Below are 16,142 nucleotides of genomic sequence, written 5' to 3'. Positions count from 1 at the left end.
TGCGGCGACTGGCGCGGAACTTTATGTTGGGCATGGCACTGTCTGGGTGAATGGCGATAATGGCTATATTGCCATGCAGGTCAGTGGGTTAGAAGTGCTTCCGGGGGGCGGTCTCACGGATTCAGGTGATAGCTTCAACCACAAGACCTGTTTCAAGCGGGTTTGCAGTCTTCTTTTTCAGGGCAGTGTGCCAAGCTGATATTTCTTCGTTCAGGTCTGTAGTTGCTTTTTCCAATTTTGTACAGGCTTCACTATATTCCTTTTTAAGTTCTTCGTAAAAGTCACTTGCCACTGGAAGCATTGGAGCTTGAATATATTGACCTGCAAGCCAGCTATCAGCCTTTACAAGCCGGTCTTGGAAGGCTTTGTAATCATCATTGAAATGGGCTTCAAGTTGTTTTGTCCGCTCTTCGGTGATGGTATTACCGCAAAATTCACATTGGTTTGTATTGTGACGCTTGTGAAGACCAAGGCCGGCCTCCACCCAAGATTTTATATCTCCATGTTCAACAAGCCGTTGAATGGTTTTGCTGACTACACTGGTCTTTAGAAGGTCATCAAGGCGCTCTTTCGCCTTGGAAAAAGTTTCCTGACTTATGGTCTGTTGGGTGAAACTGATTAGGTTCTTTTGATTTGGTTTAGCCGCATTGGTTAGCTCGATAATTTTCTCTTCACCAAGAAGCGAGGCGTCTTTTTCTGTTGCATTAAGGTTTGAGGTGATAAACGCTTCAAACTTTGTTTTATTATAATTAAGATAATGGCTATCAGACGTATCAATAGATTGGAGGCTCATTTTCAAGCGACGAGCACTATCAGTTCCAAATTTTGAAATGGCCTCTTCTAGTTTTTTTATTTCTGCTGCTTCTTTGCTATACGCTTCGGAATCAGTCTTATGCTTCTTCTTCAGCTCTTCCAGCTTTTCGCGTTCTTCAATTTTGGCTTTATCAACAAGCAAAATACTTTTGACAACGCTATTCCATGAAATATTTTCGTCAATGAAGTCTTGATTGAAGGTGTATACGTTTAGGTCAGATTGAACGACATTCTCTTGTGTAATTGTAGTCCCCCCGTCAGTATTTACTGTAAACTCAGAAGAAGGGAACTTTCCTGAATCAGTTTTGTTTTCGATGCACCTGAATACACCTGAAAGCGTAGATTTACCGCTACCATTCCAGCCATAAAACAGATTGTATTTTCCAAAATCCTTGGCATTATCGTTCGTGTGATTATGAAAAATACCGAACCGCTTTAGTTTTTGTATATTCTTTATTGACATAACTTCCCTGACCTAAAAATCACTCAGTGCTCGATGGGCGTATAACGCCGCAATCATGCGCCTGTCGCGTGCATTGCTTGGTTAGCAAGTTTCTTCACGCTAGCGCTTCCGCTATGGGTGTCCAGAACAACCACTCCCTCAGACTCTGCATCTAACTGGGTAAGAAGCTCCCCTCGAATGTTCCAGGCTGCCGACTGACCGACGCTAAGAAAGTCGTCGCTCGGACCGACACAGTTAGCCATCATTACAAACATATTGTGACGTCGCGCAACAATAGGATAATGCTTCATTGCTTTGGCTATACCTCCAACAGGTTTTGCGACACTGGCGAGATACATATCAGAAAATAAGGCGGCTGCATCGTTAGCATGATCCATTTGAAGTGATTCATAACAGATGGCAGGCGTTAATTTGAAGCCCTGTCTCTCAAGTAGAAGTTGCTCATGACCCGCAACGAAGTAGGGGTGCTCATCAGGATGCAGTTTTTGTTTTGCGTATAAGCACCGAACCTCGCCAGGCACGAACCAAACCATTCCGATATACACATCAAAACCCGCAATTATCGGCATACCAACACCAATAATTAGGTTGTGGTTATCGCTGCATTCTTGAAAAAGATCAAGTCGGTGGTCGTCTACTTCGATAGCAAGAGAGTCAGCGAGTCGTGGTTCGAACCCTGTGAGCGAAAGTTCAGGGAAGAACAACACATCTGCTCGCTGGATAACGGCCAACTCAATAAGCTCAAGATGCTTAGTACGGTTAGTTTCGAAATCGCCTGCTATTGGTCGAAATTGAGCAGCACACACCTTCATAATCGAACTCCTGTCCAATCTGGTTCTGTTTCAAAAACTGCTAACAGTGTATTAGACGGCGCGCCTTATGATTGAATGAACGTGCAGGCGCTTTTTTCCGGCAATTGCAGCCTGCCAGTTTCTCCCAAGTCTATGATTCTTTGAGACATTAATTTCCATTAGGCTATATATCCAAAACTCGCATGCCTGCTGCATTTCCCGGCATGTCCACTGCGGGTCAAAAAACGTCATTCGTTTACCTCCTCATAAAACGCCACCCTACCCGTTACAGCCTCCATCCCCTCAAGCGGCTTCTCATAACTCCAAGCAATATCCCGCCGCTCACTTAACGAAAAGTACACCGCATGCCCTTTAAATGGGCAATACGTGGTTGTTTTCGAAGCGATAAGTAAGTCCATCCGCACGTCTTCACGTGGGAAGTAGTGGCGTGGCGGGTAGCCGTGTTCGCGGAGTTCCAGTGTATTGGTGGAGTCGGCTAGCAGAATGCCATCCACCCGCACTTGCAGGCGCTGCTGGCTGGGGTGAAGCGTTATGGGGGCATTCTGCATCGTAAATTCACTGCGGCGTTGTTCGCTCTAATACTTTGAGACTAGCAGCAAACATAAGTTAATCCTACCTTGGGAGCTTAACTTTTAGTCGGTTATGGATGCTTTGGAAGGTAGGTGAGTCATCACTTCTACGCCACCGCTTAATACACCGTGGTGAATGTGGCACAGCACTAAGCTGGGCTGGGTTCCGTTGGCTTTCACGGTTAGCTCGCCTGCTGTATTCCAGCCGCCGCTATTGCCGCAGGTTTGCCAGCCGCCCGTGGAGGAAACGTGGTTGGCGAGCAGTACCGGCAGTTGGTGATGTTTTGCGATGGTGGCGAGCATCCCAGCATCTTTTGCATAGCCGCCTGGGGAGATCAGCGCGCTGGCGAGATATACGTCCGCTTGTTGGGCGGCGGCGATAGCGTCGTGGCTTGGGTGGGTGAAGTCGGCGCATACGGCCAGGGCGATGCGGGTCCCGTTCACGTTGATCAGGCCGCTTTCATGGCCGGGGGCACAATAAACCTCCTCCCCTTCGTGAAGGTGCTGTTTTAGGTAGAAGGTGTGTTCGCCGTTGGGAAAGCAGATCACCGCTGCGATGTGGGGTTTGCCGTTAGGGTTGTGCAGTGGGCAGCCTGCTATTACTACCGTGTTATTGGCGACGGCAGCGGCGGTGAGGACGGCAAAGGTGGCATCGTCGCGGGGCATGGCCAGTTGGCTGAGTAGCGCCAGCTCGTAACCGGTGAGCGAGAGTTCGGGAAAGGCCACCACGTTGGCCCCCAGCGCGGCGGCGCGTTCTATGCAAGTTAGGTGCATTTGTAGGTTGTCGTCTACCGCTGCTTTGCTAACCGCCAGTTGGGCGAGTGCAATGGTGATGGGGGCTGGTTTGGTGGTTGTCATTTTTTGCTTCGCTGGCTGGGTGCTGGAAGGGTCGCGGGCTAAAGCCACCTCCCACCGTGCCTTTATCGGTTTTTTGCCATACAAGGTAAATACCGCTTATCGGCCAAAAACAAAAGCAGCTTGGGGATGGTTGACCCGACGATATCACCCCGCAGTCGCGAGGCGATATTAGCAGCCTGGATATTAGCGTACGCTTGGCTAAACGAATGCAGTTTCCTGAAAGCTTCCACGTGCAGTCACACCCGCATGCCATGCCAGAAGCCGCGGATACTCTTCTTTCCAGTTCACCTCTGGCAGCCTGAATGCCAAATAATCCAGCGCGACCGCAATGGCGATTTCGCCCAGGTTAACGTTTGAGGCCTGCTGTTTTTCGCCAAGCTCATTGTTCAGCTGTTTAAGCAGCCGCTGAATGGCTCGCGAACGGCGCTGACCCAGCTCGCTCTCGTCAATCTCGTTGCCATAATGCTTTCTGGCAATCACGGTCGTGAACGCGGCATCCATCAGGTTTTGGCCCAGCCCGGCTAGGTGCAGCACATCCCCCCGGCTGGCTGCTGGCAGCATTGGCGGGTTGGGGCTAACGCTATCCAGGTAAACGGCAATCAGCATTGATTCGCTAAGCGTGGTGCCCTCCTCCGTTACCAGCGCGGGAATACGCCCGGCGGGGTTGGCCTTTAAGAGTTCGGCATCGTCTGCCCAAGGGTCGCACCACTTCAGCGTCACGGTGTCCGCCAGGCCTTTTTCCAGTAATACGATGCGCACAAGGCGAGCATAGGGCGAGGTTGCGTTTAAGTAGAGTTCCATTATTGACTCCTGTAGTGCTTTGTAGGTTGTTGGGCAGAAGGATCCGTGTGGCGCTGCTGTAAGCCACGGCTAAGCAGCACCAGCAAAAAGCCAGCGACGAGGATAAGGCCGCTGATGGCAAACAGTGGCGCGTAGCTGCCCCAAGTGCCATAAAGCGCCGACATGGCATAGCCTGCTACTGCCTGGGCGGCAGCAAAAGCGGCGGTGGCTTGCCCCCAGAGTTTCTTGTGGGCGGCTGGCCCTACCAGCTCAGCAAGGCGGCCAGAGGTGAGGGCCACAATGCCGGGGATCATAGCCCCTACCATAAACGAGGAAACCGACTGGCTGAGCAGTGCAAGCGAGAACACCGGCAGTAAGACGGCGGCGGCCTTTGCCGCAAAGGCGATCATCAAGCCCCCCTGCCAACCCACTCGATGCGCCAGTGCGCCTATCATGAACGGCCCACACAGGGCGCCCAACCCGAAGATACCCCACTGCAATGAAGCTGCTTGATTGCCCAGGGCGTTTTCCCTGGCGAGATAGTCCACCCAGAACACGGTATGCGGCACAAAGCCAATCGCATCCAGGGCGTAAGCGCCCACCACCAACATAACGATTATCTTTACACCCGCACCCCGTATGGGACTATTCCCCCTTGGGCTAGCCGTGATCGGTGAGGCCAAGTGCGCTATTCCCCAGTCGCACAAAAGGCCAGCGGCAATACACAGCAGCCCAAGCGTGCCCCAGGTGACGGAGAGGCTTAACCCTAGGAGTAACGGTACGATGAAAGCCGAAAGCAGTGCACCAAAGCCAATACCGGTAAATACCATGGCGCCGACACGCGTTCGCCTTTCAGGGGGCGTGGCTGCCAGCGCCAGCGAGGGTCCAACGACCATCAAGATGGCCCCGGCAATCCCCGAGACCAACCGCCAGAAGAAGAACCATAGAAAACCACCCGCCCCGGCGCAGAGCACAAAGCTGAGCGCGATACCCGCGAAGCTTGCGGCCATCACCATGCGAGGAGAAAAGCGCTCACTCAGCGAGTGGGCGGCGAGTGCGCCGATAAAATATCCCAGCAGGTTGGCGGCCCCCAGGTAAGCGCCTTGGCTCGCGGTGAACCAACCCTCTTGAATGATCGCAGGCAATAGCGGCGTATAGGCGAAGCGTGCGATGCCAATCGCCGCCAGGGTAGCCATTATGCCTGTCATCAGCGCGGGCAGATCGTGGGTAGTGAGTGTTCGCTTCATCACGCCAATTCCTTTTTGTGCCACCCTTTGGTGGGGTCGTCAGCACGTTGGTACATCGCCAGACTACGCGCGAGGAATTATTTCTAGAAACGATTAGTTTTGATAGCTACTATCTTGTTTATAGATAACCTGACAGGGAGACGGCGCGTGCAACTTAAATCGCTGCGACTGCTCGTGGCCGTGGCCGACACCGGCAGCTTTGGTGCGGCGGCCAAGCAGCTGCACACGGTGCAATCCAATGTGACCACCCACATTAAAAAGCTCGAGGAGGAGTTAGGCGTACAGCTGATTCACCGTGCGGGGCGGGTTCGCCCTACCAGTGCCGGGTTGGCGCTGGTGGAGTACGCCGAGCGCATGCTGTCGGCCCACGATGAAGCGGTGTCGCTGTTCAAAGGCCAGGAGAAGGCGTGTGGGCGGCTGCGCATCGGCGCCATGGAGACCACGACGGCGTTGCGCCTTCCGCCGATACTAGCGGCGTACCACGCAGCGCAGCCTGACGTTGATATCCAGATCAAGACCGGGCCTACGGCTGAGTTGGTCGAGTTGTTGCTTAACGGGCAGGTGGACTGTGTTTTCGTGGCCGGTCGGCTCGAGCATGGCCGCTACCACTCGCTCAAAGCGTTTAGCGAGCAGCTTGTATTAGTCGGCTCTGCGCCGATGACGAAGATGCCCTCTTCACAAGCGCTGCTGACATCTGCCTTCTTGGCGTTTCGCCAGGGATGCAGCTACCGCCAGCGTATCGAGCTGCTGCTGGCCTCCCAGGGTGTCAATGCAGGTCGGATCTTCGAGTTTGGTTCACTGGACGCAATGCTTGGCTGCGTTGCTGCCGGAATGGGTTACACGGTGCTCCCCCGTGGCACGGTTGAAGCCCACCAGCACCGGTTCGGGATTCACACGCTGGCACTGCCCGCGTCCATCGCCAATATAGATACCTATTTTGTCGCCCCCGAACCAGAAACCTGGACACCCGCCCTGGCAAGCTTCGCTGAGACGTTGCGTGATGCGGTGGTGGAGGATGAACTTCAGTTGACTGCGTCGTGAATGGGGTAGCGACAATACGCTATAGCGTTGCTGTCCAAAACACATTCATTCAGGCAAGCCGTATTTCTTGCGAATATCCGCCACACTCGTAATGTTACCCGCTTGGCTATTTGCCATGCCCTTTTCGATGGTCTCCCGGATGTAGATCTCATGCATAAGGTCTTCCCAGGTGGCATTCACAGGAATGTTGCTCAATTAGCTTGTGCGCGTCATCTTTGCTCATCGTGGCTGACATGGTGACTACCTTTTTTAGGTACGTAGAAAATACTTTTATAGGTTACCTTGGGTTACCGTGAATGTTGCGGTTTATGCCATTTTCTGCAAATACATCGCGTGTCCTTTTAAATATTTTTGATTGCCTCCGCTATCTGCTTGAGCCTGGGCCCAGGAATCCAACTCACGGCTTAAATACTTAATACCTATAACTGCCACTATCCCAACAAATGCTACTGATGCCTACTGGCTCCTGCAGGCCTTCTTCACAAAATGGGCCGTCACCATCATGTCGCCGACGCCGTCGACCTTGCAGTCCAGTTGGTGATTCTTGCTATCCAAGAGCCGCTTGATAACCGCTTTGGTGCCCACCTTGAGTACCAATGAGCTGCCTTTGACCTTGAGGTCTTTGATCATCGTTACCTTGTCGCCTTCCGCTAACAGGGTGCCGTGGGCATCTTTTACCGTCACGGTCTCTTCTGCCTCAGCCTCAGAAGGGTTCCATTCGTGAGCGCATTCGGGGCAGATGAACAGGCTTTGATCCTGATAGACGAATTCGGATTGGCAATGGGGGCAAGGTGGGCACGACATGAATGATGACTTCTGTGGTTTGGTTTAGGCTGCTTATGATACTGAGCCTGTATACCCTTGGCGAATGCCTTCACGCCTGCCCAAGAAAGGAGAACCAGGATGAACAAACGTGACCTGGAAGCAACCTACCGTGATTACATCACCTGCCTCAATAATCAAGACTGGACGAACCTTGACCAGTTCGTGCATGACGATGTCCACCACAACGGCAGGCGCCTAGGGCTTGATGGTTATCGCGCCATGCTGGAAGCCGATTACGAGCAGATACCGGATCTTCACTTTAACATTGAGCTTTTGGCCGTTGATTCACCCCATGTCGCGTGCAGGTTGCGATTCGATGTCACACCCAAAGGTAGCTTCCTTGGCCTTGCGGTGGATGGCAAAAACGTGACGTTTTGCGAAAACGCGTTCTACCTGTTTAGCGATGGCAAGATTAGGGAGGTCTGGTCGGTCATTGATAAAGCCGCGATTGAGGCTCAGCTTGGTTAAACGTTGTGGTTATCTCCATTAACAAACGAATAGAGCAGAATATCGGATCGGTACGCCCAGCCTTGGTGGGCCTCGTTTTGTGACGATATTGGTCTAGAGAAGCGTTATCTGAGCCGTTTGACTGGCTACCTGCGCTCCTTGGATAGTCATTAACTTATCACCTGAACGACACAGCTTTGTCACTTAGGCGGGCTACCGTTGCATTGTAAGTCACAATAAAGTGAGCTTATACATTGCAGAAGGTGATCCAATGGAGCCTATTCAATCCTCTGACTTAATGCTCCGCATCGAGAAAATGGGGGTGACATATCCTGGGAATGTCCTCGCACTCCGCCCCACCACCGTCGATTTCCACAAAGGGGAGTTTACGGTACTACTCGGCCTTTCCGGTGCGGGTAAATCGACGTTACTGCGTTCTCTCAACCACTTGGTGCGGCCCAGCACTGGCAAAGTGATCTCGGCCGAGCTAGGTGCGCTCGAAACCCGGTCTACGGTACGCCGCCATCGGTGCAAAACCGCCATGGTTTTCCAGCACCATCAGCTCATTGAACGCCATACGGCGCTCCAGAATGTGCTGACCGGTCGGCTTGCTTACCACAGCACCTGGCGCAGTTTGTTTCCGCTACCCAGGCAGGAACAGGCGCTTGCTCTGCACTGCCTGGACCGCGTAGGCATGGCCGAGAAAGCGCTTACCCGGGTCGATCAACTCTCCGGCGGGCAGCAACAGCGGGTGGGCATTGCGCGTGCCTTGGCGCAGCAGCCCGCCATGATATTGGCGGACGAGCCAGTGGCCAGCCTTGACCCGGCAACCTCTGAGCGAGTGCTAACGCTACTGCGAGATATATGCCGTGAGGATGGTATTACCGCCATTATTTCACTGCACCAGCTGGAGTATGCCCAGCGGTTTGCTGACCGCATTATCGGGTTAGCGAATGCCCAAATCGTTTTCGATGCGGCCCCCTCACAGTTACAGCAACGCCACCTGAACGAGATCTACCACGGCACGCGCGGAGCTGTGACCGACGCCGCTGAGACCACCGAACCCAACCCTCAAACCACCACTCCCTCCCCGATAAAACTGGAGATTGCCCAATGAAACCGCTATTCAGCTTTTTCTTTGCCATCTGTCTTATGTTTGGAATCGCCATGCCGGCCTTGGCGGCAGACCCTGATCCAAACCCGGATCTGTTAAAAGTCGCGCTACTTCCTGATGAAAACGCCTCTGAACTGATCAAACGCAACGAGCCATTAAAAGAGTATCTTGAAAGTACCCTGGGAAAAGAAGTTGAGCTGATCGTCACCACGGATTACTCCTCCATGATCGAAGCCATGCGCTTTGGTCGCATCGACCTCGCCTACTTCGGCCCGCTCTCCTATGTGATGGCAAGAAGCAAAAGCGAGATCGAACCCTTTGCCGCCATGATTGTAGATGGCAAGCCCACCTACCGTTCCGTCATCATTGCCAATGTCGATTCCGGCATTGAGTCCTATGCGGATATCGAAGGTATGAAGATGGCCTATGGCGACCGTGCCTCCACGTCAAGCCACTTGATTCCCAAAACCGTGCTGCTTGAATCGGCGGGGCTGGAAGCAGGCGAGGACTATGAAGCCCACTTCGTTGGCACCCATGATGCCGTGGCGGTGAACGTGGCCAATGGTAATGCGGATGCAGGCGGGCTATCGGAAGTGATCTTTGAGCACGTGATGGACCGCGGCCTGATAGATCGCAACCAGGTTAGGGTGTTGGGTCACAGCGGGGAGTACCCTCAGTACCCTTGGGCGATGCGTTCTAACCTGGACCCTGAACTCAAGCAGCAGATCCAGGATGCCTTCATCAGCATCGATGATGAAGAGATTCTGGACAACCTAAAAGCCGAAGGTTTCGCCGTTATCACGGACGCCGATTACGATGTGATTCGGGAAATGGGTAGTCTGCTCAACCTCGACTTCGGCAAGATGTAAGGGGGCATGATGAATCCGTCCAAAACAGTGCCGCCACCCCTTTCATCGCTTTCTCCTGACGCCGTGTTGGACGAACACGCCCGCGGCTGGCGGAGCAAGCTCTTCCAAGCGGGCTTGGTGCTGGCAGTGGTTCTTCTGGCGAGTTGGTATGTAGATCTGCTGGATTTTCGCACCCTGGCCAACGGGGTGCCTGCCATCGCTACCCTAATGGGAGAATCCCTACCGCCCGACTTTACCAACGCCATGGATTGGATAGCGCCGCTGGTCGATACCCTTGCCATGAGCATTGCCGGCACGGCGATAGCGGTCACTGCTTCCGTACCCCTGGCGTTCCTGGCCGCTCGCAATACCTCGCCCCACCCCGTGGTATTCCACGTAACCCGCACGCTGCTGAACGCTCTTCGCTCGGTGCCCGAGCTGATTATGGGCATTATTTTCGTTGCTGCCGTGGGGTTTGGCGCCTTACCGGGCGTGCTCGCGCTCGGCCTTCATTCTATCGGCATGGTGGGTAAATTCTTTGCCGAAGCGATCGAGCATGTCGACCCAGCCCCGGTAGAGGCCGCCAATGCCGCTGGCGCGACGCGATTACAGGTTCATTGGCACGCGGTGCTCCCGCAGGTGCTTCCGCAGTTTGCTGATGTCTCTATCTACCGCTGGGAATACAATTTCCGCGCCTCTACGGTGATGGGCATGGTGGGGGCTGGCGGGATCGGCTTCGAGCTAATGGGCTCTTTACGCGTCATGCAGTACCAGGAAGTCAGCGCCATCCTGATTGTCATACTCGTTATGGTGACGATGGTGGATAGCCTTAGCGGCCATCTTCGTAAGAAATTCAAGTAAGGAAATCAAATGAAACCAAGGGTTTTCATTACCCACCGGGTACACAACAGTGTGTTGGAAAGGCTGGAACAACACTGTGAAGTGATCACCAACCAGTCAGCCACTACCTTGACCGCCGCCGAGGTAAAGGCCCGCGCGGCAACCGCAGACGCCATGATGGTGTTTATGCCGGACCAGGTCAGCGAGGAATTTCTAGCGGGCTGTCCCAAGCTGAAAGTTATTGGTGCCGCCCTGAAGGGATACGATAATTTTGATGTGGAGGCCTGTACGCGTCATGGCGTTTGGCTGACCTTCGTGCCGGATCTGCTGACGGTGCCAACGGCTGAGCTAACCATCGGGCTAACCATTAGCCTAATCCGCCATGTCCGAGCGGCCGATGAGTACGTTCGTTCCGGCCAGTTCAAGGGATGGCAGCCCACGTTTTATGGGCTGGGGGTTGCCGGCGCGACCGTGGGTATCGTCGGCATGGGTCCCATCGGCCAGGCAGTGGCAACACGGCTCCAGGGGTGGGGCGCGAGCTTGCTGTATTCTCAGCCAGACGCCTTGCCCGCTGCTGAGGAGGCCGCGCTAGGCGTGGCGCGCAAGTCGCTTGAAGAGCTGCTCGGGCAAGCCGACATTGTCATTTTGGCCCTGCCGCTCAATAAACAAACCCTGCATACCATGAACACTGCGCGCTTGGCCCTGATGCAACCAGGCGCTTTTTTGATCAACCCATGCCGGGGTTCTGTAGTGCAGGAAGCTGCCGTTTTGGAAGCATTGGAGTCAGGGCAGTTAGGCGGCTACGCAGCGGATGTTTTTGAAATGGAAGATTGGGCTCGAGAGGATCGCCCGCAAGAGATTTGCCCCACCTTGCGAGCACATCCCAACACGCTATTTACGGCACACATTGGCTCTGCCGTCCAGGATGTGCGGCTGATGATTGAACAGCGTGCTGCCGACAACATTCTTCAAGCGTTACAAGGAGAATGCCCTCAGGATGCGGCTAATTCGCCCACTATCACTGAGACAACTCCATGCTGAACTTGGTCTGGCTGAAAAGTTTTACCACACTGGTTCAGCACCGACGTTTTCAGGCCGCCGCCCAAGCTCTCGGTATCGCACAACCCACGCTTTCACAGCACATTCAAAAGCTCGAAGAACAGCTAGGTGCCCTGTTGATACGCCGCAGTAAAACGGGTTGCGAGCCCACCAAAGCAGCCCTGGCGCTGATGCCGCTTGCACTTAGCATGCTGCGATTGGAGGAGCGCGCTCGGGAGGTCGTCAGCGGTACCCGTTTGCGCGTCGGGGCAAGCTCCAACATCGGCATTTACATGCTCCAACCCTACGTGCGCTCGTTCAAAAACATCCCGGCGGCACCTGAGTTGGATCTGGTGATCGATAATAATCCCAACATTGCCAGACAACTGACCAGCGGCGAGCTGGATATTGCGGTAATGGAGTGGTGGCACCCAAAACCCGGCTTCCAGGCAATGGATTGGCGACAGGAGCCCGTGGTGTTAATTACTTCGCCCGATCATCCCTATGCAAAATGGCATGAAATAGACCGCAAAACCCTCGCCGGAATGAGCTTGCTGGGCGGTGAACCTGGAACAGGTACGGGCCGGTTACTGGCGAATTTCTTCGGCGCAGCAGGGCCGCAGCCGAGTGTGGCTATGCAATTAGGCAGTACCGAAGCGGTTAAGCAGGCGGTCAAAGCGGGCCTTGGCGTATCACTAGTGCTGGCGGCTTGCGTCGAAGAGGAGATTCGAGCGGGCACTTTGTGTGCTATCCCGGTCAGTGATGCGGGGCTTGCCAAAAAACTGAGCGTCATTTGCCCGGAAACGCTTGCGCGGCAACCACCAGTCTCCACTTTCGTTAGTCATATCTGTCAGTGAGAAGGGAGGGACTAGTGATGACTGCGGTGCACGCGGGATGCTAGAAGAATACACTTTTAGAGTGTGTCGCCTTTAAACGGCCCCCGCGTGCCCTTTCCAACCCGCTTTCGAACCAACGCCGCCGTGCGCTTAAGGTGCGTGTTGTTGGCTCACTGTCTTAGATGCTCGCTCAACGCGACGAGATCTTCAGCCACAAAATCCCACGCTTCTTCAGCTTCTAAATCTTTGCTCTGGTGGGGCCCATACTCGGTGCGCCGGGGGATAAACGCCGTTTTCATGCCCACTGCGCGGGCAGCACGCAGGTCAGCATTATGCGCGGCGCACAGCATTACCTCTTCCGGCGGCAGGCGTAGCAGCCGGCAAGCCCCTAAATAAACCTCTGGGTCAGGCTTGTAGTGCTCGAATAACTCGGCGCAAAAAATCATATCCCACGGTAGCTTGGCGTGACGGGCAACATCGACCATTAATGAGACATTCCCGTTGGTCAGCGTGGCGATGATGCCGTGCTCTTTCAGGCGCTGTAGGCCTAGCGGCACATCCGGCCAGGGTTATAATTGGTGCCAAAAGTGATTGACGCGATCAATGGTCGCTTCGTCTAGCGCAATCCCCTGTTGATCGAGTAGCTTGACTAAGCTTTCTCGATGCAGCTCATCGAGTACCGTCCAGGGGATTTCCCCTCTGCGCACCCTGTCCATGGAAGGCGCATACAGCTGCCGCCATTGATCCGCGAGTTCTTCACTGGGTAGCTCAATCCCCAGTTCTTGCTCAAGCCCTCTGAACTGATGAATCAAGCTGGAGCGCCAATCAACAATAGTGCCAAATACGTCAAACACGATGGCTTTCATTCGTATCTCCTTGTTGGATGGTTATTGCTGACGGCGTCGTGAGGTGGCAAGAAGCATCCTGGACTGGTTTAGGCTTTTTTCACAAAGTGGGCGGTCACCATCATGTCGCCGACGCCATCGACCTTACAGTCTAGTTGGTGATCCTTGCTGTCCATTAATCGCTTGATCACGGCTTTGGTGCCCACCTTGAGTACCAGTGAGCTGCCTTTGACCTTGAGGTCTTTGATCATCGTGACCTTGTCGCCTTCCGCTAACAGCGTGCCGTGGGCATCTTTTACCGTGACGGCGTCTTCCGCCTGAACCTCAGCAGGGTTCCATTCGTGGGCGCATTCGGGGCAGATGAATAGGCTTTGATCTTGATAGACGAATTCGGATTGGCAATGGGGGCACGGTGGGCATGACATAAACGATAACTTCTTTGGCTTGGTTTAGACTGCGTATGATACTGAGCCTGCTTACCCTTGGCGAATGCCCGCACGCCAACCAGTCTAGGGCTTGAGGGTTATCGCGCTATGCTTGAAGCCAATTATGAGCAGATACCGGACCTTCACTTCAATATTGAGCTTTTGGCGATTGATTCACCCCATGTCGCGTGCAGGCTGCGATTGAGGCTCAGCTCAGTTAAACGTTGTGGTTATCCCCGTTAACAAACGAATAAAGCAAAATATCAGATCGGTAGGCCCAGCCTTGGCTTGCCCAAAACCGCTGGGCGGCTTCGTTCTCAGGAAGAATCATCAGGTGTGATTTCAAAATACCTTCGTTCTTCAATGCTTCCAGGCAGAGGCTAACCAGCTGTGTGGCAATGCCTAATCGGCGGTGGGTATGTGATACCGATAAGTGCTGCACATAGCCGCGCTTGCCATCGTGGCCCGCCATGATGGTACCCACCAGCTCTCCTGCTCTCTCTTGGTTTCTATCTCCCTCTTTGCTCTCTCCTTCGCCTTCTAATTCGGCCACAAAACTGAGGCCGGGATTGCGCAGTAGGTACTTCTCGATGCCTTCCCGTGAATCGGCATCGCGTAGCCGCACGCCTTGGCTTTCGCTCCACAGGGCAATGGCGGCTTCGTAGTCGTTGATCGTCATGGTGCGGTAGCGCATCAGGCGGTTCTCATTGGGTGGCGACATCGTCTTGTTCGTTCTGCTCGGCAAGGTGGTTGAAGTGATCCTTCTGCTCGGCCCATTTCAGCAGCGCATCCAGCGCGGGGCAGAGCGCTTGGCCCCACTCGGTTAGGCGGTACTCCACTTTGGGCGGCACTTGCGGGTACACCTTGCGCGCCACGATGCCATCGGCTTCCAGTTGCCGTAGCTGCTGGGCGAGCATTTTTTGCGAGATGCCGGGGATCAGCTTTTCAAAATCGGAGTAGCGTTGCACGTTACCGTCAAAGAGGTGGAAGAGAATAATCAGCTTCCAGCGCCCTTCCAGCATTTTTAATACATCTTCCACTCCGCTGGCCGCGCTAGTGGGCGTGTAAATCCTTCTCATGGGTAAGCCACTTACCTTTTTGTGCGTTCTTGATAATCGGTAAGCCTAAGCAGAAGATCCTCGTACAGCAACCACGATGAGGAAGGCCTACCATGAGCGTGTCACTCTCTACTCCCATTGCCACCTATATCGCCATTAGCAACGGCGCGGATGATGCCCCGCTGGCGGAGTGCTTTACCGCCGATGCCCGCGTGCTGGATGAAGGGCAAACCCACCAGGGCATTGCCGCCATTCGTGCCTGGTTACGCGACACCCGCCGCCAGTTTGAGTACCACGTGGCGCCCACCGATGTCTCTCGTGATGGCGACAAGATGGTGATTACCACCACCGTGACCGGCAATTTTCCCGGTAGCCCGGTGCAGCTGTTTCACCATATCGAATTGGTCGATGAGCGCATCCACAGCCTGGAGATTACCCCATGAACCTGCAGCTTAGTGGCCGTCGCGTATTGATTACAGGCGGTGGTAAAGGCGCGGGCGCGGCTGTGGTGGCGCTGTTTCGTGAAGAGGGCGCGCAGGTGCTCACCACCGCCCGAAACCGCCCCGCTGCCCTACCTGAAGAACTGTTCGTCGCCGCCGATCTCACCACGGCCGAAGGCTGCGCGACAGTGGCAGAAGCCGTGAAGGCGCGCATGGGCGGTGTGGATATCATCGTGCATGTGGTGGGCGGCTCATCCGCCCCGGCGGGCGGCTTTGCGGCCCTGGGTGAAGACGAGTCGCAGCAGGAGCTGAACCTGTTCCCCGCCGTGCGGCTAGACCGCGCCCTGCTGCCGGGCATGCTGGCCCAGGGTGAAGGGGTGATCGTTCACGTGACTTCTATTCAGCGGGAGCTGCCTTTGCCGGAATCCACCACCGCCTACGCGGCGGCCAAGGCGGCGCTCTCGACTTACAGCAAGAGTTTGTCGAAGGAGGTGTCGCCGCAAGGCGTTCGAGTGGTGCGCGTCTCGCCGGGTTGGATCGAGACGGAGGCTGCCGTTGCCTTGGCAGAGCGGCTGGCCGAGCAGGCAGGCACCGATTACGAGGGGGGCAAGCAGATCATCATGGGCGCGCTGGGCGGCATTCCGCTGGGCAGGCCCTCTACCCCGGCGGAAGTGGCGAACCTGATTGCGTTCGTGGCCTCGCCGCTGGCGGGCTCGATTACGGGCACGGAGTTCGTGATAGATGGAGGCACGGTACCGGTGGTGTAGCGCTTGAGTCGGCGGGTATCTCAATTGCCGTTGGCGTCGGCGGGCGACGGCCCCTAGACTGAAGCTTCGTTTCTCT

At 54.8% G+C, this 16,142-nt stretch carries 22 protein-coding genes; 10 read left to right on the top strand and 12 right to left on the bottom strand.

What is annotated here, in order from left to right; genetic code table 11:
• Window positions 1–121: 121 nt before the first annotated feature.
• From NH344_RS15135 to NH344_RS15110, 6 genes are all read right to left on the bottom strand, one after another.
• On the bottom strand, window positions 122–1,276 hold the full coding sequence (locus tag NH344_RS15135; protein WP_253028088.1) for an AAA family ATPase: 1,155 nt from the start codon (window positions 1,274–1,276) through the stop codon (window positions 122–124).
• 53 nt (window positions 1,277–1,329) lie between these two features.
• On the bottom strand, window positions 1,330–2,088 hold the full coding sequence (locus tag NH344_RS15130; RefSeq protein ID WP_058578238.1) for a carbon-nitrogen hydrolase family protein: 759 nt from the start codon (window positions 2,086–2,088) through the stop codon (window positions 1,330–1,332).
• Window positions 2,089–2,315: 227 nt separating this feature from the next.
• Complete coding sequence (locus tag NH344_RS15125) at window positions 2,316–2,636, bottom strand: DUF427 domain-containing protein (RefSeq protein ID WP_058578240.1); 321 nt, start codon at window positions 2,634–2,636, stop codon at window positions 2,316–2,318.
• A gap of 84 nt (window positions 2,637–2,720) precedes the next feature.
• On the bottom strand, window positions 2,721–3,515 hold the full coding sequence (locus NH344_RS15120; RefSeq protein ID WP_058578242.1) for a carbon-nitrogen hydrolase family protein: 795 nt from the start codon (window positions 3,513–3,515) through the stop codon (window positions 2,721–2,723).
• A gap of 198 nt (window positions 3,516–3,713) precedes the next feature.
• On the bottom strand, window positions 3,714–4,316 hold the full coding sequence (locus tag NH344_RS15115) for a glutathione S-transferase N-terminal domain-containing protein (protein ID WP_044628445.1): 603 nt from the start codon (window positions 4,314–4,316) through the stop codon (window positions 3,714–3,716).
• Window positions 4,316–5,542 (bottom strand): YbfB/YjiJ family MFS transporter, encoded by a 1,227-nt coding sequence (locus tag NH344_RS15110; RefSeq protein ID WP_058578241.1) that lies wholly within the window; start codon window positions 5,540–5,542, stop codon window positions 4,316–4,318. Before NH344_RS15110 ends, NH344_RS15115 begins: the two co-directional genes overlap by 1 nt.
• Window positions 5,543–5,689: 147 nt before the next feature.
• Here NH344_RS15110 and NH344_RS15105 point away from each other — a divergent pair, with 147 nt between their 5' ends.
• The gene (locus NH344_RS15105; protein ID WP_044628443.1) at window positions 5,690–6,583 is read left to right on the top strand and encodes a LysR family transcriptional regulator; all 894 of its coding nucleotides are present in this window, start codon (window positions 5,690–5,692) and stop codon (window positions 6,581–6,583) included.
• Between the two features lie 456 nt (window positions 6,584–7,039).
• On the opposite strand, the gene NH344_RS15100 is transcribed toward NH344_RS15105, so the two are convergent.
• Window positions 7,040–7,387, bottom strand: a complete 348-nt coding sequence (locus tag NH344_RS15100; protein ID WP_044628442.1) for a zinc ribbon domain-containing protein YjdM — start codon at window positions 7,385–7,387, stop codon at window positions 7,040–7,042.
• Between the two features lie 99 nt (window positions 7,388–7,486).
• On the opposite strand from NH344_RS15100, the gene NH344_RS15095 reads away from it, so the two are divergent.
• The 6 genes from NH344_RS15095 (at window position 7,487) to NH344_RS15070 (ending at window position 12,552) form a co-directional block, all read left to right on the top strand.
• On the top strand, window positions 7,487–7,876 hold the full coding sequence (locus tag NH344_RS15095) for an ester cyclase (RefSeq protein WP_022522627.1): 390 nt from the start codon (window positions 7,487–7,489) through the stop codon (window positions 7,874–7,876).
• A 250-nt stretch (window positions 7,877–8,126) separates the two neighbouring features.
• The gene (gene phnC, locus NH344_RS15090) at window positions 8,127–8,972 is read left to right on the top strand and encodes a phosphonate ABC transporter ATP-binding protein (RefSeq protein ID WP_022522626.1); all 846 of its coding nucleotides are present in this window, start codon (window positions 8,127–8,129) and stop codon (window positions 8,970–8,972) included.
• Window positions 8,969–9,838, top strand: coding sequence for a phosphate/phosphite/phosphonate ABC transporter substrate-binding protein (gene phnD / locus NH344_RS15085; protein WP_253028087.1), 870 nt, complete (start codon window positions 8,969–8,971; stop codon window positions 9,836–9,838). Before phnC ends, phnD begins: the two co-directional genes overlap by 4 nt.
• 9 nt (window positions 9,839–9,847) lie before the next feature.
• Entirely contained in the window at window positions 9,848–10,678 is an 831-nt protein-coding gene (gene phnE, locus NH344_RS15080) for a phosphonate ABC transporter, permease protein PhnE (RefSeq protein ID WP_027960098.1), read from the top strand.
• Window positions 10,679–10,687: 9 nt separating this feature from the next.
• On the top strand, window positions 10,688–11,698 hold the full coding sequence (locus tag NH344_RS15075; RefSeq protein ID WP_022522623.1) for a phosphonate dehydrogenase: 1,011 nt from the start codon (window positions 10,688–10,690) through the stop codon (window positions 11,696–11,698).
• Complete coding sequence (locus tag NH344_RS15070; RefSeq protein ID WP_253028086.1) at window positions 11,692–12,552, top strand: LysR family transcriptional regulator; 861 nt, start codon at window positions 11,692–11,694, stop codon at window positions 12,550–12,552. Before NH344_RS15075 ends, NH344_RS15070 begins: the two co-directional genes overlap by 7 nt.
• A gap of 149 nt (window positions 12,553–12,701) precedes the next feature.
• Here NH344_RS15070 and NH344_RS15065 read toward each other — a convergent pair whose 3' ends face one another.
• The 3 genes from NH344_RS15065 to NH344_RS15055 all read right to left on the bottom strand — a co-directional run bounded on the left by NH344_RS15065 (window position 12,702) and on the right by NH344_RS15055 (window position 13,801).
• On the bottom strand, window positions 12,702–13,088 hold the full coding sequence (locus NH344_RS15065; RefSeq protein ID WP_253028085.1) for an HAD-IA family hydrolase: 387 nt from the start codon (window positions 13,086–13,088) through the stop codon (window positions 12,702–12,704).
• Window positions 13,089–13,100: 12 nt separating this feature from the next.
• Entirely contained in the window at window positions 13,101–13,397 is a 297-nt protein-coding gene (locus NH344_RS15060) for a hypothetical protein (RefSeq protein ID WP_253028084.1), read from the bottom strand.
• 68 nt (window positions 13,398–13,465) lie between these two features.
• Window positions 13,466–13,801 carry a zinc ribbon domain-containing protein YjdM gene (locus tag NH344_RS15055; RefSeq protein WP_253028083.1) on the bottom strand — a complete coding sequence of 112 codons (336 nt, stop codon included), beginning with the start codon at window positions 13,799–13,801 and terminating at the stop codon, window positions 13,466–13,468.
• 57 nt (window positions 13,802–13,858) lie between these two features.
• Here NH344_RS15055 and NH344_RS15050 point away from each other — a divergent pair, with 57 nt between their 5' ends.
• Window positions 13,859–14,044 carry an ester cyclase gene (locus NH344_RS15050; protein ID WP_228168641.1) on the top strand — a complete coding sequence of 62 codons (186 nt, stop codon included), beginning with the start codon at window positions 13,859–13,861 and terminating at the stop codon, window positions 14,042–14,044.
• Here NH344_RS15050 and NH344_RS15045 read toward each other — a convergent pair.
• Together NH344_RS15045 and NH344_RS15040 are read right to left on the bottom strand one after the other, a co-directional pair.
• The gene (locus tag NH344_RS15045; RefSeq protein ID WP_228168642.1) at window positions 14,019–14,522 is read right to left on the bottom strand and encodes a GNAT family N-acetyltransferase; all 504 of its coding nucleotides are present in this window, start codon (window positions 14,520–14,522) and stop codon (window positions 14,019–14,021) included. The two genes, NH344_RS15050 and NH344_RS15045, sit on opposite strands and share 26 nt — an antisense overlap.
• Window positions 14,506–14,880 (bottom strand): helix-turn-helix domain-containing protein, encoded by a 375-nt coding sequence (locus NH344_RS15040; protein WP_044628436.1) that lies wholly within the window; start codon window positions 14,878–14,880, stop codon window positions 14,506–14,508. Before NH344_RS15040 ends, NH344_RS15045 begins: the two co-directional genes overlap by 17 nt.
• Before the next feature lie 92 nt (window positions 14,881–14,972).
• Between NH344_RS15040 and NH344_RS15035 the strand changes: the two genes are divergently transcribed.
• A complete protein-coding gene (locus tag NH344_RS15035) occupies window positions 14,973–15,302 on the top strand; it encodes a nuclear transport factor 2 family protein (protein WP_044628435.1) in 330 nt (109 codons plus the stop codon).
• The gene (locus NH344_RS15030) at window positions 15,299–16,066 is read left to right on the top strand and encodes an SDR family oxidoreductase (RefSeq protein ID WP_253028082.1); all 768 of its coding nucleotides are present in this window, start codon (window positions 15,299–15,301) and stop codon (window positions 16,064–16,066) included. Before NH344_RS15035 ends, NH344_RS15030 begins: the two co-directional genes overlap by 4 nt.
• Window positions 16,067–16,142 lie beyond the last annotated feature (76 nt).

It is taken from the genome of Halomonas sp. Ps84H-12 (genome assembly GCF_024124725.1).
In the GTDB taxonomy this organism is placed as follows: domain Bacteria; phylum Pseudomonadota; class Gammaproteobacteria; order Pseudomonadales; family Halomonadaceae; genus Vreelandella; species Vreelandella aquamarina.
The sequence above is the reverse complement of the archived record's forward strand: the minus strand, read 5'-3'. Positions and strand labels throughout refer to the sequence as shown.